The sequence below is a fragment of the Cupriavidus mimosae genome, from assembly GCF_023952485.1.
GTDB classification, from domain to species: domain Bacteria; phylum Pseudomonadota; class Gammaproteobacteria; order Burkholderiales; family Burkholderiaceae; genus Cupriavidus; species Cupriavidus taiwanensis_C.
On the sequence record NZ_JALHRY010000002.1, the window covers coordinates 303,854 to 324,309 of the forward strand.

Below are 20,456 nucleotides of genomic sequence, written 5' to 3' on the forward strand. Positions count from 1 at the left end.
CCGGTCGCCCGGGTCTCAGCGCAGGGTCGCGCCGCTGATGGCGCCGGGGTCGCGTTCCATCATGTCCACCACGCGGCAGTCGGGGCACATCCTGAGTCGCTCGGCGGCGGCACCGGCAAAGGCCGGATGGCCAGCCAGGCGCACCAGCATCGACTCGACCATCTGCGCCGTGCCGAACGGCTTGGCGCAGCGCACGCAATGGAACGGCTGGGCCTCGTTGAGCGTGCCCGGCCGCCGCGCCGCGTCGCCGGCCAGCAGGCGCGGCACCAGGCTCACGGCGTCTTCCGGGCAGGTCTTCTGGCACAGCCCGCACTGCACGCAATTGCGCTCGATAAAGCTGAGCACCGGGCGCTCGGGGTTGTCACGCAGCGCCTGCGACGGACATGCGCCCACGCACGCCAGGCACAAGGTGCACTTGCCGGTATCGACGGCGATGGCGCCGATCGGCGCGCCCGCCGGCAGCGGCACGCTCGGCGCCGGCGACGGCGCATGGCGCACCAGGTGGTCGAGGGCAAAGTCGAGCAGCTCGCGCTTGGCCGCGACCGGGCCGAAGGCCGCGGGCGGCAGCGCGTTGCGCGCCGGCCGCAGCGCCGCCAGGCCGGCATCGAGTGTTTCCGTGTCTGCGGCCTCGAGCAGCGACAGCGCCTCGCCGTCATAGCCCAGGCCCGACAGCAGCGCGCGTCCCACCGCCATCTGCTCGAGCAGCGCGGTGCGGTATTGCGGCGCCTCGTCGCCGGTCAGCAGCACGGCGACGCGGCTGGCGCCCCAGCACAGCGCGGCCAGCCACAACTCCAGCCCCACCGAGGCCGGATGGAACAGCGACAGCGGCATGACCTGCGCGGGCACACCCTGCGCCTTGCCGCCACGGGCGGCGCGGCCCAGCGCCAGCAGCGCGGGCGTGCCGGATTCCTCGCCGTGCAGCAGCACCACCGGATCGCGCGCGCCGGCCTGCCGGTAGGCGGACAGCAGCGTGCGCAGCCGCGCGCCGGTCGTCTCGGGGCCGGGGTAAGCGTAGCTGATGGCACCGCTGGGGCAGACCGTGGTGCAGGCGCCGCATCCCATGCACAGGTTGGGCGTGACCTCGATGCGGCCCTTGCCGTCATGCCAGCGCGAGGCGATGGCCTGGGTCGAGCAGATATCGATGCAGGCGGTGCAGCCGGTGGTCTGGTTGCGGCCGTGCGCGCACAGGCTGTCCTTGTAGCGGAAGAATTTGGGCTTCTCGAACTCGCCCACCAGCCCGGCCAGCGCCAGCGCCTGGGCCTGCTGCCGGGCCGGGTCGGCGCCGGCATGCAGGTAGCCTTGCGGCGGCTGGTGCATGGTGAAGGCGGGCGTGTCGCACAGGTCGAAGACCAGGTCGAAGCGGCCCGCGCCGGTGCCCTGCGGACGGTCGAAGTCGATCGCCGCGGCGGCGCCGCAGGCGCGCACGCAATCGCGATGCGCGCGGCAGCGCGACAGGTCGATCTGGTAGCTGAAGTCGATCGCGCCCTCGGGACAGGCATCGATGCAGGCATTGCAGCGCGTGCACAGGTCCAGGTCGATCGGGTTGCTGTGGCCCGCGCCTGTTTCCCAGCTCGCCTCGAAGGCGCCGAGCCAGCCGGTCAGTGCAGCCAGCTTGCCGCTGTGGACCGGATAGGCGCGCGCCGCGGGCTGCGCGGCGGTGCCGTCGCGCGGGTGGTCGCCGGTCAGCAGCACCGTGACCTCGAGCTGCATCGCCGCCAGCCGCTCGGCCCACGGCAGCGCGCGCGCGGCCGGGCCCAGCACCAGCACGGCGCCGTCACTGCGGTAGTCCACCACCGCCACCGGCTCGGGCTCGGGCAGCGCGGCTACTGCCAGCAGCGCGGCGATCTTGGCGTTGGCGGTCCTGGGGTCGCGCCGGGCGCCCTGCGACCAGCCGCCGGTCTCGCGGATATTGACGAAGCGCACCGGCGCGGTCACCACCGGTTGGCCATCGCGGCCTTGCGCGGCTTGCGCGGCCACCTCGGTGAACAGCTGGCGCTCTTGTGTACAGGCGACGATCACATCCTCGGTGCCGTCCAGCGCGGCGGTGAAGTCACCGATTTCGCGCCGGCACAGCAGTCGATGGACCTTGAGCGGCCCCTGGCTGGCGTCGCGGGTTGCGTCTGACAATGCCGCCCCGTCCAGCGGCATGGTGTCGTTGCAATTGCAGATCAGCGTCGGCATGGCGAGTGCGGCTGACCGGTCCGGACGTCCCTTCTTGGCGGGGGTCTGCGGGCCGGCGGATTGTGGGGATGCCTATTGTAGGCTGCGCTGCCCGCTGGGGCTACGCGCGTTTATGCGGGTCTTGCGGCGGGTCTTGCAGGCCCTGTTGTTGGCTTTGACCGGCGTGCGGCCGCAGCGTTTCGGCGCCTGCCGGTGCATCGACCTGCACCAGCGGCGCGTCGGCGTCTTCGCCTGGTGCTGCGCCCGCCTGATGCGGTTCCTGCTCCGCCTCCGTTTGCGCTGCCGGCGGTACCTGGTCCGGCTCCGACAGCCGGGCCGCGGCTTCGGCCGCGGCGCGTTCCTCGTCGGTCGGCTCGAACAAGCCCAGCGTCTCCGCCTGGCGCAACTGGCGCAGGATCTCGGGCGGGATCGGGTCCGGCTTGCTGTAATCGTCGATATAGATATCGAGCCCGTCCATCACATTGAAGTGCGGATCGGCAAACAGTGTCTTCAGCGCGGCGCGCTTGACCGATTCGTCCACGCCGCGCGCGACGAAGCGGGCGATCTCGTCACCGGGCCGCAGCGCCGCGACATCGGCCAGCGTCGGCGGCGGATCCCGCGGCGCCTCGGGAGCGGCTTCGACGGTCGCGGGGACCGGCTCGCCCTCGGTCTGTAGCTGCGGCGGTTCGGCGGGAACGGCCACGCCCTCGCGCACCGCGGCCTTGCGGCGCGACCAGCGCGACAGGAAGGACGATTCGCTCATAAGCAGGGCCGCTTCTCGATGGTGTCAGGGATCAGTAGCGGGCGCGCTGGTCGGGCGCCTTGAAGGATTCGGGCCGGCGCCGCTGCTTGGGCTCGGGCCGATAATGTTCGTTGACGTAGGCCTGCAGCCAGTCGCGCTGCTCAGGCGCCAGCGGCACGTTCTCGACGGTCTCGCCGGCATCCAGCCAGCGGCCCGCCTCGTTATACGACAGCGCCACGGTGACCGGCACCGGATGCGCATCATCTGCGTCGGCCTTGCCTTCATCCTCGGGCATGCGCCACAGCACGAACCAGCACGGCGTGGCCGAAGTCAGGTTCAGGTAGTAGCCCTCGCCCTGGTCGCGGAACAGCTCCACCTCGTAGCCGGGGTACAGCCAGCGCGCGCCGTGGGCATCGTGCTCCAGGCATACCGGCTGCGTGCCGAACTCGCCCAGATCGGGCAGCACCGCATCCAGCTGCCATTTCCAGGGCTGCCAGCGGTTCGCCAGCGCCACCTTGCGCATCACCACGGCCATGGTGACGGCGGGGCGGGCGCCGGGCGGCGGCAGGTTGGCGGTGGGCTGGCTGTCCATGGCGGCAGGCGGGGCGCTCAGGTGTTCTGCACGACGATGCTGGGGAACTTGCTGGTCATGTCGCGCGCCTTGTCGGCGACCTTGATCGCGACCTTGCGAGCAATGGCACGGTACATCTCGGCCACCGGGCTGTCGGGTTCGGCCACCACGGTCGGGCGGCCGGAATCGGCCTGTTCGCGGATGCTCAGGTTCAGCGGCAGGCTGCCGAGCAGGTCGACGCCGTAGTCGGCGCACATCTTCTCGCCGCCGCCATGACCGAAGATATGCTCGACATGGCCGCAGTTCGGGCAGCAATACACCGCCATGTTCTCGACAATGCCGAGGATGGGAATGCCCACTTTCTCGAACATCTTCAGGCCCTTCTTGGCATCCAGCAGCGCAATGTCCTGCGGCGTGGTGACGATCACCGCGCCGGTGACCGGCACCTTCTGCGACAGCGTCAGCTGCACGTCGCCGGTACCCGGCGGCATGTCGACGATCAGGTAATCGAGGTCGCGCCAGTTGGTCTGGCGCAGCAGCTGCTCCAGCGCCGAGGTCACCATCGGGCCGCGCCATACCATGGGGTTGTCCTGCTCGATCAGGAAGCCGATCGAGTTGGCCTGCAGGCCATGGCCCTCGAGCGGCTCCATGGTCTGGCCGTCGGCGGATTCCGGGCGGCCGTCGATGCCCAGCATCATCGGCAGGCTCGGGCCGTAGATGTCGGCGTCGAGCATGCCCACGCGCGCGCCTTCGGCGGCCAGCGCCAGCGCCAGGTTCACGGCCGTGGTCGACTTGCCCACGCCGCCCTTGCCCGACGCCACCGCGATCACGTTCTTCACGCCAGGCAGCAGCTTGACGCCGCGCTGCACCGCGTGGGCGACGATCTTCATGTTCACGGCCACGCTGACATTGGTCACGCCCGGCACTTGCCGGACCGCGGCCACCACCAGCTTGCGGATCGGGTCGAACTGGCTCTTGGCGGGGTAGCCGAGTTCCACTTCCAGCGATACCTCGCCGCCATCGACGCGGATGTTCCTGGCCGAGCGGGTGGACACCAGGTCCTTGCCCGTGTTGGGATCGATGACGGTGCGCAGGGCTTCGGTAACCTGCTCAGTGCTGAGGCTCAAGACAAACTCCGCTTGGATAGTGGGGAACGGGCGCATGATGGCCTGCGCCTAATGTATCAAAGTATGCAGCACCGGCCATGAACGCCGGAAATCCGCGCGCAATCCCCTCTGTGGGGTGGGGGATTACAGACAATTACAAATCTCACAAGCTTGCACTTGTGCGCGCGCCGCCATATCCATATTGTAGTGCGGTTGGACGGCCCGGCAGGTCGACACCGCAAGCGGTGCCGCGCCCGGCCGGGCCGACGCGCACAATGGGTTACCTGCCGCTTGCCTTGGCGTTACCATCGCCACGCGGTACCAAGAACATTTACGGGAACAATCAGAAGGAGAAAGCATGAAGATCAAGCTCGTTACCGTTTCGCTCGCCGCCGCCACGCTGCTGGCCGCTGGCTGCGCCACCGAACAGCAAACCCACACGGCGGTTGGTACCGGCGTCGGCGCCGCGGTCGGCGCGGGGCTTGGCAACCTGATTGGCGGCAACACCACCGGCACGCTGGTGGGTGCGGCCGTCGGCGGCGCCATCGGCGGCGCGACCGGTTACAACTGGAACGCGATCCGTGGCAAGCTGAACAAGGACACCGCCGGCACGGGCACCCAGATCACCGAGCAGCCCGACGGCTCGCTGAAGGTCAACATCCCGAGCCAGGTCACCTTCGACACCGACAGCGCCTCGATCAAGCCGTCGTTCCGCTCCGTGCTCGACCAGGTCGCGCAGACCCTGGGCCAGCACCAGGACGTCAGCGCCAACGTGGTGGGCCATACCGACAGCACCGGCAACCCCAACTACAACATGCAACTGTCGCAGCGCCGCGCCCAGAGCGTGGCAGGTTATCTGGGTGATCGCGGGGTCGCACGCAACCGCCTGAGCGCCGAAGGCCGTGGCCAGAGCCAGCCGGTCGCGGACAACGGGACCGAGGCCGGACGGGCACAAAATCGCCGCGTCGAAATTTTTTTGAAACCAATTCAAGGCTGACCCTGTCATAGAAACAGGTGCCGCTTGCCACCGTTGCTGGCTCGCGATGGGTGGCTGACCTCCCGGGCGGTACCTGATTTCTCCTCCTTTTCCGTTGTGGAAAGCTGCGCCGGCACTGACCGGCGCTTTTTTTTGGCCGCGCGCAGCGCAGGCCCCGCGCCAACTCGGACTATTCCGCCATGCGGAACCGGCGCACCGGGGGCACTACGTTGCTAAAATAGCCCCTTCCCCGGCACGCGCCCGCCTTACGCGGAGCGCCGTCGCCCCTGATATTCCCCGCTCCTGACCGGCTCCTGTTTATGACCGCACGTCGCATCCTCGTCACATCCGCCCTGCCCTACGCCAACGGCCAGATCCATATCGGCCACCTGGTGGAGTACATCCAGACCGATATCTGGGTGCGGTTCCAGCGCATGATGGGCAACGAGGTCTACTACGTCGGCGCCGACGACACCCACGGCACGCCGGTCATGCTGCGTGCCGAGAAGGAAGGCATCACGCCCAAGGCTCTGATCGACCGTGTCTGGACCGAGCACAAGCGCGATTTCGACAGCTTCCTGGTGTCGTTCGACAACTACTACAGCACCGATGCCGAGGAAAACCGCGAGCTGTGCGAGAAGATCTACCTGGCGCTGAAGGCCGAGGACCTGATCGCCGAGCGCGAGGTAGAGCAGTTCTACGACCCGGTCAAGAACATGTTCCTGCCGGACCGCTTCATCAAGGGCGAGTGCCCGAAGTGCGGCGCCAAGGACCAGTACGGCGATTCGTGCGAGGTCTGCGGCACCACCTACGTGCCGACCGACCTGAAGAACCCTTACTCGGTGGTGTCGGGCGCGACGCCGGTGCGCAAGTCGTCGGCCCACTACTTCTTCAAGCTGTCCGATCCGCGCTGCGAGAGCTTCCTGCGCGAGTGGGTGGCCGACCTGGCGCAGCCCGAAGCCGCCAACAAGATGCAGGAATGGCTGGGCGCCGAGGGCGAAGCCTCGACGCTGTCCGACTGGGACATCTCGCGCGACGCGCCCTACTTCGGCTTCGAGATCCCGGGCGCGCCGGGCAAGTACTTCTACGTGTGGCTGGACGCGCCGATCGGCTACTACGCCAGCTTCAAGAACCTGGCACAGCAGCGCGGCATCGATTTCGACGCCTGGGTCGGCCCGCACTCGACCGCCGAGCAGTACCACTTCATCGGCAAGGACATCCTGTACTTCCACACGCTGTTCTGGCCGGCGATGCTGCGCTTCTCGGGCTACCGCACCCCGACCAATGTGTTTGCCCACGGCTTCCTGACCGTCGACGGCGCCAAGATGAGCAAGTCGCGCGGCACCTTCATCACCGCGCAGAGCTATATCGACACCGGCATGAACCCGGAGTGGCTGCGCTACTACTTCGCCGCCAAGCTCAACGCCAGCATGGAAGACCTCGACCTGAACCTCGACGACTTCATCGCGCGCGTGAACAGCGACCTGATCGGCAAGTACGTCAACATCGCCAGCCGCGCCGCGGGCTTCCTGGTCAAGCGCTTCGACGGCAAGGTCGACGAGGCCGCGCTGGCCCATCCGCTGCTGGAGCAACTGCGCCAGGCCGCGCCGCAGGTGGCGCACCTGTATGAAAGCCGCGAGTACAGCAAGGCGCTGCGCCTGGTGATGGAACTGACCGATGCCGTCAACGCCTTCGTCGACACCGAGAAGCCGTGGGAGCTGGCCAAGGACGACGGCAAGCGTGTCGCGCTGCATGCGGCGTGCTCGGTCTCGCTGGAGGCGTTCCGCCTGCTCACCATCTACCTGAAGCCGGTGGTGCCCAACGTGGCCGCCGGCGTCGAGCGCTTCCTCAACGTCGCGCCGCTGGACTGGCGCGCGATCGACCAGCAGCTGTCGGCCGCCAGCCCGGTGCAGCCCTACCAGCACCTGATGACGCGCGTCGATGCCAAGCAGGTCGACGCGCTGCTGGCCGCCAACCGCGAATCGCTGCAGGCGACCGCGGCGCCGGCCGCCAGCGCCGCTGCAATCGAGCCGATCGCCGACACCATCACCATCGATGACTTCGCGAAGATCGACCTGCGCGTGGCCAGGATCGTCGAATGCCAGAAGGTGGAAGGCTCGAACAAGCTGCTGCAGCTGACGCTGGACCTGGGCGAAGGCCGCACCCGCAATGTGTTCTCGGGCATCCAGTCGGCCTACACGCCCGAGCAGCTGGTCGGCAAGCTGACCGTGGTGGTGGCGAACCTGGCGCCGCGCAAGATGAAGTTCGGCGTCTCCGAAGGCATGGTGCTGGCGGCCTCGGCCGCGGATGAAAAGGCCGCGCCCGGCCTGTACATCCTGGAGCCGCACAGCGGCGCGGTGCCGGGCATGCGCATCGGCTGATCGGTCGGTATCGCTATTCCCTCTCCCGACACGCGGGAGAGGGTTGCATCCCGCGGCACGCCCGTGACGCGGTTTCCCTCGACGGCCAATTGCCGCTCCATCCCTCGCGGCGCGACATCTCGCCCGCCACAGCCGGCTGAATTCTGCAATGCAGAACAAAACAGCGGCAAATCCCCTCGCTCCCCCGGCTCTATGCACACGCGGCATGTCATACATGGTTCCGGCGCATCGCGCTTGTGACCCCCTGGCCAGCCGCGTAGATTCCACCTCGCAGAATCACAAACCACAAAAACAAGAAGCCGGCGCCGCCGCCCCGCTTGCGTGCCGCCGCTTCGCATGGAAGGGGACATTGTGAAGAAGCTCCTGATCGCCAATCGCGGCGAGATCGCGTTGCGCGTGCAGCGCGCCGCCCGCGATCTCGGCATCAACACCGTGGCCATCTACGCCACCGACGACGCCGGCAGCCGGCACCGCCTGCTCGCCGACGAAGCTGTCGCGCTGCAGGGCGAAGGTGCGGCGGCCTACCTCGACATCGATGCCATTCTCGGCGCTGCGCGGGCCACTGGCTGCGATGCGATCCACCCCGGCTACGGTTTCCTCAGCGAGCGCGCCGACTTCGCCAGCGCCTGCGCGGCGGCGCAGATCGTCTTTGTCGGTCCCGAGCCCGGGCACCTGGCCCTGTTCGGCGACAAGGGCCGCGCGCTGGCGCTGGCCGCCCGCTGCGGCGTGCCGGTGATGCCGGCCACGCCGGGCGGCGCCACGCTCGATGCGGTGACGGCGTTCTTCGACCAACAGGACGGCGCCGGCGTGGTGCTCAAGGCCGTGGGCGGCGGCGGCGGGCGCGGCATGCGCGTGGTGCGCGAACGCGAGGCCCTGCCCGAAGCCTATGCGCGCTGCCGCTCCGAGGCGCGCTCGGCGTTCGGCATCGACGCCCTCTACGCCGAGCGGCTGGTGGCGCGCGCGCGCCATATCGAAGTGCAGATCGCCGGCGACGGCGACAGCGTGATCGCGCTGGGCGAGCGCGACTGCACGCTGCAGCGCCGCTTCCAGAAGGTGGTGGAGATCGCGCCGAGTCCGGCGCTCGATGCCGCGCTGCGCCAGCGCATCGTCGATGCCGCGTGCACGCTGGCGCGCGAGGCGCGCTACCGCAGCCTGGGCACGTTCGAGTTCCTGGTCGAAGAACCCGGGCACGGCACCGGCCGCGACGGCGCGGACTTGCCCTTCGTCTTTATCGAGGCCAACCCGCGCCTGCAGGTAGAGCACACCGTCACCGAGCAGGTCACCGGAATCGACCTGGTGGCCGTCCAGCTGGGGCTGGCGCAGGGCCGTAGCCTGCCCGAACTGGGACTGGACCCGCACCACCCGCCGCGCACGCGCGGCTTTGCGATCCAGGTGCGCGTGAATGCCGAAGCCACCGACGCGCACGGACTGGCGCGGCCGGCGCAAGGCCGGCTGGAGCGCTTCGATCCGCCCACCGGGCCGGACGTGCGCGTCGACACGCACGGCTATACCGGCTATGCACCATCCGCGCAATACGACACGCTGCTGGCCAAGCTGATCGTCACCTCGGCCAGCGACCACTTCGGCGACGCGGTGCGGCGCCTGCAGCGCGCGCTGGCCGAGTTCAATATCGCCGGCATTGCCACCAACCTGGACCTGCTGCGCGCGCTGGCGGAGCGCGATGATTTTGCCAGCCAGCACGTGCATACCCGCTATATGGAGACGGCGCTGCCCGCGCTGCTGGAGCGCGCGGCGCAGATCGGCGCGCAGCACGCGGCAAGGCAGGCGCTGGCGGCCACCCCCGTGGCGCCGGTGGCGGCCCCGTCCAGCACCGCCAGCTTCGAGGAACAACTGGGCGAAGGCCTGTGCGCGGTGCGCGCGCCGATGAACGGCCGCGTGATCGAACTGGCGCGCGAGAACGACGTGGTCCAGGCCGGCCAGACCGTGGCGGTGCTCGATGCGATGAAGATGGAACACGCCATCGTGGCCGAACAGGCGGGACGCGTGATCGACCTGCGCAGCGCGTCCGGCGAGCAGGTGGCCGAGGGCCAGGTGCTGCTGGTGCTGGAGCCCGCCGACGCCGGCGCGCATGCCGCTGGCGACACCGAATGCGCCGACCCCGCGGCGATCCGCCCCGACCTGCAGCGCGTGCTGGACCGCCATGCCTTCCTGTACGACGAGGCCCGCCCGCAGGCGGTGGCACGCCGCCATGCGCGCGGCCAGCGCACCGCGCGCGAGAACGTCGACGACCTGTGCGATGCCGGCAGCTTCCGCGAATACGGTGGCCTGGCGCTGGCGGCGCAGGCCAGCCGGCGCAGCGAGGCTGACCTGATCGCCAACACCCCCGCCGACGGCCTGATCACCGGTACCGGCAGCGTCAACGGCAGCCTGTTCGCGCCGGAACGCGCGCGCTGCGCGGTGCTGGCCTACGACGCCACCGTGCTGGCCGGCACCCAGGGCAAGCGCAACCACACCAAGACCGACCGCATCCTGGAGGTGGCGCTGCGCAACCGCCTGCCCACGGTGATCTTTGCCGAAGGCGGCGGCGGCCGCCCGGGGGATGTCGACTTCCCCACCGTCGCGGGCCTGTATCAGCCCTCGTTCGGCGCCTTCGCCGAGCTGAGCGGCGAGGTGCCGGTGGTCGGCATCGCCTCCGGGCGCTGCTTCGCCGGCAATGCCGCACTGCTGGGCTGCTGCGATCTGATCGTGGCCACTCGCAACGCCAACATCGGCATGGCCGGCCCCGCCATGATCGAAGGCGGCGGCCTGGGCGTGTTCCGGCCAGAAGATATCGGCCCGGCCGCGGTGCAGTACCACAACGGCGTGGCCGACCTGCTGGTCGACGACGAAGCCGCGGCCGTGGCCGCCGCCAGACACTACCTGTCGATGTTCCAGGGCCGCCTGCAGACATGGCAGGCGCCCGACCCGCTGGCGCTGCGCCAGGTGGTGCCGGAAAACCGCCTGCGCGTGTACGACACCCGTGCCGCCATCGACGGACTGGCCGACACCGGCAGCGTGCTGGAGCTGCGCGCGGGCTTCGGCACCGGCATCCATACCGCGCTGGCGCGCATCGAAGGACGTCCGGTGGGCATCCTCGCCAACAATCCGCGCCACCTCGGCGGCGCCATCGACGCCGATGCCGCCGACAAGGCCGCGCGCTTCATGCAGCTGTGCAATGCGCACGGGCTGCCGATCGTGTCGCTGATCGACACGCCGGGCTTCATGGTGGGCCCCGAGGTCGAGGCCCGCGCGCAGGTGCGCCACGTGTCGCGCATGTTCGTGACCGGCGCCAAGCTGCGCGTGCCGTTCGTGGCGGTGGTGCTGCGCAAGGGCTATGGACTGGGCGCGATGGCGATGGCCGCGGGCGGCTTTCGCGCGCCCAGCTTCACGGTGTCGTGGCCGACCGGCGAGTTCGGCGGGATGGGACTCGAGGGTGCGGTGCGGCTGGGTTTTCGCAAGGAACTGGAAGCCTTGCCCGAGGGCCCGCAGCGCGATGCGCTGTACCAGCAGCTGGTCGCCCAGATGTACGAACGCGGCCATGCCATCAACGCCGCCGCGGCGCTGGAGCTCGATGCGGTGATCGATCCCGCCGCCACGCGCCAGTGGCTGGTCAGCGGCCTCGACGCGGGCGCCGCCGACCCCCACCGCGCCCAGCGACCGATACGCGCCTTCGTCGACGCCTGGTAGGCGCGGCGGCGGACATCCCCCCAGAGCGACAGCAAGAGGAGACAGCAGATGAACGAACAGGCGTTCTTCGCGGACCTGGAAGCCCGGCATCGCAAAATCTGGCCCGCCGGCCTGCCCGACGCACCGGTCTACCCGCATGGCGAGGCCCCGCTGGGCGACTACCTGCGCGCGTGGGCGCGCAAGCGCCCGGACCACGCCGCGCTGGTCTGGTACGGCACCACCGTCACCTATGCCGAACTCGACGACCTGTCCGAGCGCTGCGCCGCGCTGCTCAGGGCACGCGGCGTGGGCGCGGGCGACCGGGTCGCGGTGATGATGGGCAACTGCCCGCAGTTCCACGTGGTGTTCTACGCCATCCTGAAGCTGGGCGCGGTGTATGTGCCGGTCAACCCGCTCTTCAAGGAGCAGGAGCTGGAGTATGAGCTGAACGACGCCGGCGCCACCACCATCATCGTGCAGGACCAGCTGGCGCCGCTGCTGATGTCGGTGCGCGCGCGCACGCCGCTGCAGGCGGTCTACACCACCAGCGCCGGCGCGATGCTGCCGGCCCAGCCCGACCTGCCGCTGCCGGCCGGACTCGATGCGCCCGCGCTGGCGGTCGACGGCGCCATCGACCTGCTGCAGGCACTGCGCGAGACCGCGCCGGTGGCGCTGCCGCCGGTCGACCTGGACGCGCTCGCCGCGCTGAACTATACCGGCGGCACCACCGGCCTGCCCAAGGGCTGCATGCACACGCAGCGCGACATGCTGTACACCGCGGCGGCCTCGTATGCGCTGACCGGCGGCGTCGATGCGGCGCGGCTGGCCGAGGGCGCCGACGACGTGATGCTGAACTTCCTGCCGATGTTCTGGATCGCGGGCGAGAACCTCGGCCTGATCTATCCGATCTTCAGCGGCGCGACCGTGGTCCTGCTGGCGCGCTGGGACCCGGTGGCGGTGATGGCCGCGATCGAGCGCTATCGCGTCAACCGTACCTTCGTCGTGGTCGACAACGCGGTCGAGCTGATGAACCATCCCGATTGCGGCCGCTACGACCTGCGCTCGCTGCAGCATACGCGCGCCGCCTCGTTCATCCGCAAGATCACCCCCGACATCCGCCAGCGCTGGCACGCGCTGACCGGCAGCATCATTGCCGAAGGCGCGTGGGGCATGACCGAGACCCATACCAGCGACACCTTCACCACCGGCATGCAGGACGACGACATGGACCTGCGCGGCCGCCCGGTCTTTGTCGGCCTGCCGGTGCCGGGCACGCGCATCAAGATCTGCGACTTCGACACCGGCGCTGTGCTGCCGGTCGGCGAGGAAGGCGAGATCGTGGTCAGCACGCCGTCGCTGTTCAAGGGCTACTGGGGCCGCCCCGACGTCGATGCCGAGGTGTTCCGCGACGGCTGGTTCCGCACCGGCGATATCGGCACCTATGACGAGGCCGGCTACCTGCATTTCCTGGGGCGGCGCAAGGAGATGCTGAAGGTGCGCGGCATGAGCGTGTTCCCGTCGGAGCTGGAGGTGCTGCTGTCGCGCCATCCGGCGGTGCTGGGCTCGGCCGTGGTGGGCCGCCCGGACCCGGACAAGGGCCAGGTGCCGGTGGCCTTTATCCGCCTGCGTCCCGGGCATGCCGAGGGCACCACCGCCGACGCGCTGCATGCATGGTGCCGCGAGCAGATGGCGGTCTACAAGGTGCCCGAGATCCGCATCCTGCCCGAGTTCCCGCTGACCGCCACCGGCAAGGTGCGCAAGGTGGAACTGCAGGCACTGCTGGATACCGAGGCCGGCGGCTGAACCGGAACCGCTGTCAGGTAGTACCGCAGTACCGGACCAGGACGCCGCGCGCGCGTCCGGGACGCCTGCGCCCCGAAGGAGCCAACGGCCATGCAGGACCGATCCACCGGCACCATCAAGGAAGACCGCCACTTCGTCACCGCGCTGGCGCGCGGACTGGAAGTGCTGGCCTGCTTCCGCACCAGCGACCGCGTGCTGGGCAACCAGGAAATCGCCCGGCGCTGCGGGCTGCCCAAGTCGACCGTATCGCGCCTGACCTCCACCCTGACCCGGCTGGGCTACCTGGCGCAGGCCGAAGGCAGCCACAAGTACAGCCTGGGCACGGCCTGCCTGCGGCTGGGCGGCGCCATGCTGTCGCGGCTGGATATCCGCAAGGTGGCGCGACCGCTGATGCAGGAGCTGGCGGACTTCTCCGGCGGCGAGGTGTCGCTGGGCACGCGCGACCGCTTCTCGATGATCTATGTCGAGCACTGCCGCAGCAGCGCCGCGATTGCGCTGACGCTCGATACCGGCTCGCGCATTCCCGTGGCCACCTCAGCCATCGGCCGCGCCTGGCTGGCGGTGGTGCCGGAGCAAGAGCGGCAGGCCTTCATGGAACAGGTGCGCGATGTCGACGACATGGCCTGGCCGCGCCTGCGCCAGGGCATCGAACAGGGCCTGGCGGACCACCTCACCCTGGGCGTGACCTGCTCGATGGGTGAGTGGCAGCCGGACGTCAACGGCATCGCGCGCGGCTTCGAACCCGGCCATGGCATGCCGCCCATGGCGATCAACGTGGGCGGGCCGTCGTACCGCCTGTCCCGGTCATTCCTGCTCGACGAGGTGCGCCCGCGCCTGCTGGAGGTGGTACGCCAGCTGGAAGGCAGCTTCCCGCGCTGAGCGCATCCCTGGTTCACACCCACAGCGCCGCCACGAGACGGCGCAACAGGAGGAGCACCATGCAAGTGAAGAAACTGTCCGGCGCCACCCGCCACCAGTTGCTGGCCGGCATCGTCGCCGCGGCCATCGTGCCGCTCGCCCACGGCGCCGCGCCAGCGCCCGCCGCCGGCAGCCTTACCGTCGCCTTCGGCGCGGAATCCACCACGCTCGATCCGGTCAAGATCTCGGCCGGCGTCGACCACTACTTTGTCGGCCAGATCTTCGAGATGCTGGTGCGCCGCAATGCCGCGCTCAAGGACGAGAACTGGCTGGCAGAGAACTGGAAGCTGGAAACCGGCAAGGACGGCAAGCCCGTGCTCGACGTGCAGTTGCGCAAGGGCGTGCGCTTCCACAACGGCGACCCGCTGACCTCCGAGGACCTCGAGTTCTCCTGGCAACGACAGCGCGACCCCAAGAGCAGCTTCTTCTCGCACTATGTCTCGTCGGTCGAGCGTTTCGAGATCGTGGATGCACACCGCTTCAGGCTGCATTTCAAGGAGCCGGATGCGCAGTTCATCGTCGGCAATATGCAGCTGTGGGCCATGCCCAAGAAGTACATCCAGAAGGTCGGTGAAGAAGAGTTCGCCCGCAAGCCGGTCGGCACCGGGCCGTGGAAGTTTGTCTCGCGCACGGTCAAGGACGAGCTGAAGCTGGAAGCCTTTGACGGCTACTGGAACCAGGAAAAGCGGCCGGGCATCAAGGAACTGACCATCAAGGTGATTCCCGAGGACCTGACCCGGGTGGCGGCCTTCAAGACCGGCAAGGTCGATTTCATCGACAACGTGCCACCGTCGATGGTCGAGGAATTCAAGAAAATGCCCGGCGTGAAGACCGTCACGCTGGTGAGCGGCAACAACCTCTTCCTCAATTTCAACACGCAGATGCCGAAGTCGCCGTTCAACGACGTGCGCGTGCGCCAGGCGGCCGCGCACGCCATCGATGTCGACGCCATCATCAAGCGCGTGCTGTTCGGCCAGGGCGAGCGCTATGCGCAGGTGGGCAAGGAGTCCAACGGCTACGACCCCGCGCTCAAGCCTTATGCCTTTGACCAGAAGCGGGCGCGCGAGCTGCTGAAGCAGGCGGGCTACCCCCATGGCTTCGACACGCCCTGCTACAACCTGACCACGCCGCGCGAGCCGGGTGTGAAGGAAGTCGGCGAAGCCATGTACGCCTACCTGAGCGCGGTGGGCATCCGCTGCCAGGTACGCAACCTGGAGTACGGCGCGTGGATCAGCCTGGGCAAGCGCGGGCGCACCGGCCCGCCGGAGATGGATGGGGTGCTGAGCTGGATGTGGTCGCAGGGGCTGCCCGGCGACCCGGGGCTGGCCTGGTCCGGCCACCTGCACAGCTACCAGGGCGGCGGCGGCTGGGGCACCTATTCCTACACCAGCGACCCCGAGGTCGACGCGCTGCTGGAAAAGCAGCGCCAGACCATGGACCCGGCGGCACGCACCGCGCTGCTGCAGCAGATCGCGCGGCTCAAGCAGGAGCGCGTGCTGGGCGGCCTGCCGACCTACCGGCCGCTGGTGACCTTTGCCTGGCGCGACAACAAGATCAACTACGTGCCCTGGCCCATCCGCGACTACTGGCGCTCGTTCCAGGAAGTCAGCTGGAAGCAGCGCTGACCCGCCGCCGCGTCCGGCGCCCGTGCCGGACGCGGCATCCCCGCTGACGAATCTCCGACGGAGCCTGTCATGCCCATTGCAAGACGCCTGCTGCACGGCCTGATCAGCATCCTTGGCGCGAGCGTGATCATCTTCCTGATCTCGCGCCTGTCCGGCGACCCGCTGGCCTTGCTGCTGCCCGCCGACGCGCCGCCACAGGTCATCGAACAGACCCGCCAGCACCTCGGCCTGGACCAGCCGCTGGCGGCGCAGTACCTGGTGTTCCTGCGCAACGCCGTCACCGGCGACTTCGGCAACTCTTACCGCTGGCAGGAGCCGGCGCTCGGCCTGATCCTGGAGCGGCTGCCGGCCACGGTGGAACTGGCGCTGGCCGCGCTGGGCTTCTCGATTGCGATGGCGGTGCCATTCGGGGTGCTGTCGGCGGTCTACCGCGGCTCCTGGTTCGACCGCTTTGCCAAGGTGTTCGCCATGCTTGGCCAGGCCATGCCCAACTTCTGGGTCGGCCTGCTGCTGATCCTGCTCTTCGCGGTGCAGCTGAACTGGCTGCCGGCCTTCGGGCGCGAATCGTGGCACAGCCTGGTGCTGCCCGCGATGGCGCTGGGCTGGTATCCGGTGGCGGCGCAGACCCGCGTGGTGCGCTCGGCCATGCTCGACGTGCTCGACAGCGACTACATCCGCATGGGCCGCGCCATGGGCCTGCCCGAGCGCGTGCTGATCTGGAAGTACGCGCTGCGCAACGCGGCGATTCCGCTGGTGACGATCCTCGGCGTCTACTTCGCGGCGATGCTGGGCGGCGCCTTCGTGGTCGAAGTCATCTTCGCCTGGCCCGGCGTCGGCCGCACCGTGGTCGAGGCCGTGTTCGCGCGCGATTTTCCCGTGGTGCAGGCGGGCGTGATGCTCACCTCCGTACTGTTCGTGCTGTCCAACCTGCTGGTCGACCTGAGCTACGGCCTGATCGACCCGAGGATCCGCCATGCCTGAGATCGCCATGCCCCCTGCCGGCGCCCCCGCGGCGCCCGTGCGCAAGCGCCCGCGGCGCAACCTGCGCGACCTGCCCTGGTTTGCGCTGGCGGTGCTGCCGCTGCTGCTGGCCTGCGCCGTCGGCGGCGACGCGCTGCTGCCGCACGACCCCAACGGCCTCGACCTCGGGCTCGCGTTCCAGCCGCCGGCATGGCTGGCCGGCGGCAGCTGGGCCTATCCGCTCGGCACCGACAACATGGGGCGCGACCTGCTCACGCGCATCATGGCCGGCACGCGCATCTCGCTGGTGGTCGCGCTGTACGCGATCCTGATCTCCGGCGGCATCGGCACTGCCGCGGGCATGCTGGCCGGCTACTTCGGCGGCCGCCTGGATGCGCTCATCATGCGGCTGGTCGACATCCAGATGTCGATCCCCGCGCTGGCGCTGGCGCTGGTGCTGGCCGCGGTGCTGGGCCCGGGCTTCAACACCGTGGTGCTGGTGATCGTGGTGACCTACTGGACCTGGTACGCGCGCATCGTGCGCGGCGAGGTGATGTCGCTCAAGCAGCGCGACTACGTGGCGCTGGCACGCGTGGCGGGCTGCGGCACGCTCACCATCTTCCGCCGCCACCTGCTGCCCAACCTGCTCAACACCCTGCTGGTGCTGGCCACGCTGCAGGTGGGCCAGGTGATCATCTTCGAGGCCTCGCTGAGCTTCCTGGGGCTGGGCATCCAGCAGCCCGACGTGTCGTGGGGACTGATGCTGGCCGATGCGCGCAACTACATCACCAACGCGTGGTGGGCCATCACCATGCCCGGGCTTGCGATCATGGCCACGTGCCTGGCGTCCAACCTGCTGGGCGACTGGCTGCGCGACCACTTCGACCCGAAACGGAGGCAGCTATGACCGGCCCGGACCCGCACGTGACCCAACGCCCGTTGCCAACGGCCGCCCCCGCCACGTCCTCGCATGGCACGCCGATGCTGTCGGTGCAGGGCCTGACCACCCACCTCGAACTGCGCCGCGGCATGGTGCGCGCCGTCGACGGCGTCGACCTGCATGTGAACCAGGGCGAGACCCTGGGCGTGGTGGGCGAGTCGGGCTCCGGCAAGTCCATGACCATCCTCTCGATCCTGCGCCTGCTGCCGCGCCAGGGCGGCGTGCGCCTGGGCGGCAAGGTGCTGCTCGATGGCGTGGACCTGCTGCAGTTGCCGGAAAAGACCATGAGCGCGCAGTACCGCGGCCGCAAGATCGCCATGATCTCGCAGGATCCGCTGACCTCGCTCAATCCGGTGTTCACCGTCGGTGACCAGGTCGGCGCGCCGCTGCACTACCACGGCCTTGCCCACAGCCGCGCAGCGCGCCGGCGCCAGGTGGTGCAGGTGCTGGAAAGCGTGCGCATCCCGTCGCCCGAGACGCGGCTGGACGACTATCCGCACCAGTTCAGCGGCGGCATGCGCCAGCGCGTGGTGACCGGCATGGCCATCGCCAGCGCGCCGCGGCTGCTGGTGGCCGACGAGCCCACCTCGGCGCTGGACGTGACCATCCAGGTGCAGATCATGGCGCTGTTCCGCAGGATCCAGGCGCAGACCGGCGTCGGCATCATCCTGATCACGCATGACCTGGGCGTGGCGGCCAGCATCTGCCACCGGGTCGCGGTGATGTACGCCGGGCGCATCGTCGAGACCGGCGACGTGCGCACGCTGTACCAGCGCCCCGCCCATCCCTATACGCAGGCGCTGCTGCAGGCCATCCCGCATTTCGGCGACCGGCGCGAGCGGCTGTACGCCATCCCGGGCAGCCCGCCCAGCCTGGTCGACCCGCCGCACGGCTGCCGCTTCGCGGCGCGCTGTCCGCACCGCAAGCCGCTGTGCGACGACGCCTATCCGCCAGAGATCGAACTCGAATCCGGCCACAAGGTCAGCTGCTGGCTGGCCTCGGCCGGCTGAGACAGCGTTAAGCCAGGAGGCGCCATGCTGCTTGAAGTGCAAGACCTGCAAAAGCATTTCCCTACGCGCGGCGGCACCGTGCGTGCCGTCGACGGCGTCAGCTTTGCCGTCGATGCCGGCCAGACCTTTGCGCTGGTGGGCGAGTCCGGTTGCGGCAAGACCACCATAGCGCGCCAGTTGCTGCTGCTCGAGCGCCCCAGCGCCGGCGCCGTCCGCTTCGATGGCCAGGACGTGCTGGCACTGGACCGCAAGGGCGTGCTGGCCTACCGGCGCCAGGTGCAGGCAGTGTTCCAGGACCCGTCGTCGTCGCTCAATCCGCGGCTGAAGGTCAGCATGCTGCTGGCCGAGCCGCTGCTGGCGCACGGCCAGGGCGGCAACCGCGCGGCGCTGCGCGCCCGCCTGCTGGAGCTGCTCGAGATCGTTGGCCTGCCGCCCGGCGCGCTCGAGCTCTACCCGCACGAGTTCAGCGGCGGCCAGCGCCAGCGCATCGCGGTGGCGCGCGCGCTGGCGCTGCGCCCGCGGCTGATGGTGCTGGACGAGCCGACCTCGGCGCTGGATGTGTCGATCCGCGCGCAGATCATCAACCTGCTGTCGGATATCCAGCGCAGCTTCGGGCTGGCCTATGTGGTGATCGCCCACGACCTGGCGCTGGTGGAGCACTTCAGCTCGGCGGTGGGCGTGATGTACCTGGGCAACCTGGCGGAAAGCGGGCCCAGCGCCGCGGTGTTCGGCGCGCCGCGCCATCCCTATACGCAGGCGCTGCTGGGCTCGGCGCCGCGGCCCGACCCGGACCACCAGCCCGCCGAAGGCCTGATCGTGGGCGAGATCGGCTCGGCGCTGCACCCGCCGCCGGGCTGCAAGTTCCATCCGCGCTGCCCGCGCGCGCTGCCGGCGTGCGCGACGCAGGTGCCGCCGATGCGGCGGCTGGACCCGACCACCGGCGCGGCAATGCCGGCGCACCAGGCCGCCTGCCACCTGCTGCAGTGAATCTTCACAGAAGGCAGGCGGGAGGCAGGCGCGGGCCGCGGGGCTCGGCCGAACTGCCTCAGCCGCCCTGCATCCGCGACGGATCGTCGCTGCGCGAGGTGGTGGTGACGGTGCCGTCGCTGTTGAAATGCACGTTGAAGAAGGCCTTGTCGGTCGAGGTTTCCATCCAGCGGTAGCCCCACACCTCTTCCTGCTTCAGCGCGAACGCTTCCACCTTGGTGGGCTTGCCCAGCAGGCGGCGGATATCGTCCTTGCTCATGCCGGCGCGCACGCGCGCGAAATTCTCGGCCGACAGCACCTGCTCGATCTTAGCGACCTTGCCGTCGGCGCCGATGGTGACCATCCAAGTGGTGGTGCCCTCGGGGCCGCGCGGGTATTCCAGGCGGCGCGCGCCGTCGGCCTCTTCCCAGACGATCTCGGGCTTGCCGGCCTGGCGGCGCAGGTCTTCCTCGGTCGACTGGCCCGGCACGATGCCCTTGAACAGCTCGCTGTCGGGCTTGATCGCGTTCCAGGTGTTGCGCGCGGTCTCGCCCGCCTTCTTCATGGCTTCGTCGACCTTCTGCTGGTCGCAGCCGAACAGCGCAAGCATCGAGGCAATCAGTCCCATGGCG

Annotated in this window: 15 protein-coding genes; 10 read left to right on the top strand and 5 right to left on the bottom strand. The window is 69.4% G+C overall.

Translation table 11 applies throughout. From position 1 onward, the window contains the following. Positions 1-15 precede the first annotated feature (15 nt). From MKD50_RS05415 to apbC, 4 genes are all read right to left on the bottom strand, one after another. A complete protein-coding gene (locus tag MKD50_RS05415; protein ID WP_252666606.1) occupies positions 16-2,181 on the bottom strand; it encodes a 4Fe-4S binding protein in 2,166 nt (721 codons plus the stop codon). Between the two features lie 100 nt (positions 2,182-2,281). Then, the gene (locus MKD50_RS05420; RefSeq protein ID WP_115704407.1) at positions 2,282-2,923 is read right to left on the bottom strand and encodes a DUF3306 domain-containing protein; all 642 of its coding nucleotides are present in this window, start codon (positions 2,921-2,923) and stop codon (positions 2,282-2,284) included. A 31-nt stretch (positions 2,924-2,954) separates the two neighbouring features. Continuing rightward, a complete protein-coding gene (locus MKD50_RS05425) occupies positions 2,955-3,494 on the bottom strand; it encodes a DUF3305 domain-containing protein (protein ID WP_115704408.1) in 540 nt (179 codons plus the stop codon). Positions 3,495-3,511: 17 nt separating this feature from the next. After that, a complete protein-coding gene (gene apbC / locus MKD50_RS05430) occupies positions 3,512-4,600 on the bottom strand; it encodes an iron-sulfur cluster carrier protein ApbC (protein ID WP_115704409.1) in 1,089 nt (362 codons plus the stop codon). A gap of 337 nt (positions 4,601-4,937) precedes the next feature. Here apbC and MKD50_RS05435 point away from each other — a divergent pair, with 337 nt between their 5' ends. The 10 genes from MKD50_RS05435 to MKD50_RS05480 all read left to right on the top strand — a co-directional run bounded on the left by MKD50_RS05435 (position 4,938) and on the right by MKD50_RS05480 (position 19,845). Beyond that, positions 4,938-5,576, top strand: a complete 639-nt coding sequence (locus MKD50_RS05435) for a YiaD family glycine zipper/OmpA-like lipoprotein (protein ID WP_115704410.1) — start codon at positions 4,938-4,940, stop codon at positions 5,574-5,576. 299 nt (positions 5,577-5,875) lie between these two features. After that, positions 5,876-7,936: a methionine--tRNA ligase gene (gene metG / locus MKD50_RS05440; protein WP_252666607.1), complete on the top strand. Its 2,061-nt coding sequence runs from the start codon at positions 5,876-5,878 to the stop codon at positions 7,934-7,936. A gap of 351 nt (positions 7,937-8,287) precedes the next feature. After that, positions 8,288-11,623, top strand: a complete 3,336-nt coding sequence (locus MKD50_RS05445) for an acetyl-CoA carboxylase family protein (RefSeq protein WP_252666608.1) — start codon at positions 8,288-8,290, stop codon at positions 11,621-11,623. A 48-nt stretch (positions 11,624-11,671) separates the two neighbouring features. Further along, positions 11,672-13,405: an AMP-binding protein gene (locus MKD50_RS05450; protein ID WP_252666609.1), complete on the top strand. Its 1,734-nt coding sequence runs from the start codon at positions 11,672-11,674 to the stop codon at positions 13,403-13,405. Between the two features lie 90 nt (positions 13,406-13,495). Then, positions 13,496-14,284 (top strand): IclR family transcriptional regulator, encoded by a 789-nt coding sequence (locus tag MKD50_RS05455; protein WP_252666610.1) that lies wholly within the window; start codon positions 13,496-13,498, stop codon positions 14,282-14,284. Positions 14,285-14,343: 59 nt separating this feature from the next. Next, positions 14,344-15,948: an ABC transporter substrate-binding protein gene (locus MKD50_RS05460; RefSeq protein ID WP_252666611.1), complete on the top strand. Its 1,605-nt coding sequence runs from the start codon at positions 14,344-14,346 to the stop codon at positions 15,946-15,948. Positions 15,949-16,017: 69 nt separating this feature from the next. Then, a complete protein-coding gene (locus MKD50_RS05465) occupies positions 16,018-16,929 on the top strand; it encodes an ABC transporter permease (protein WP_115704419.1) in 912 nt (303 codons plus the stop codon). Then, on the top strand, positions 16,922-17,815 hold the full coding sequence (locus MKD50_RS05470) for an ABC transporter permease (protein WP_115704420.1): 894 nt from the start codon (positions 16,922-16,924) through the stop codon (positions 17,813-17,815). The genes MKD50_RS05465 and MKD50_RS05470 overlap by 8 nt, the downstream gene beginning before the upstream one ends. Next, positions 17,812-18,858 carry an ABC transporter ATP-binding protein gene (locus tag MKD50_RS05475; protein WP_115704422.1) on the top strand — a complete coding sequence of 349 codons (1,047 nt, stop codon included), beginning with the start codon at positions 17,812-17,814 and terminating at the stop codon, positions 18,856-18,858. The genes MKD50_RS05470 and MKD50_RS05475 overlap by 4 nt, the downstream gene beginning before the upstream one ends. A 24-nt stretch (positions 18,859-18,882) precedes the next feature. Next, positions 18,883-19,845, top strand: coding sequence for an ABC transporter ATP-binding protein (locus tag MKD50_RS05480; protein ID WP_115704424.1), 963 nt, complete (start codon positions 18,883-18,885; stop codon positions 19,843-19,845). 58 nt (positions 19,846-19,903) lie between these two features. On the opposite strand, the gene bamE is transcribed toward MKD50_RS05480, so the two are convergent. Beyond that, on the bottom strand, positions 19,904-20,452 hold the full coding sequence (bamE, locus tag MKD50_RS05485; protein WP_115704426.1) for an outer membrane protein assembly factor BamE domain-containing protein: 549 nt from the start codon (positions 20,450-20,452) through the stop codon (positions 19,904-19,906). Between the last annotated feature and the right edge of the window lie 4 nt (positions 20,453-20,456).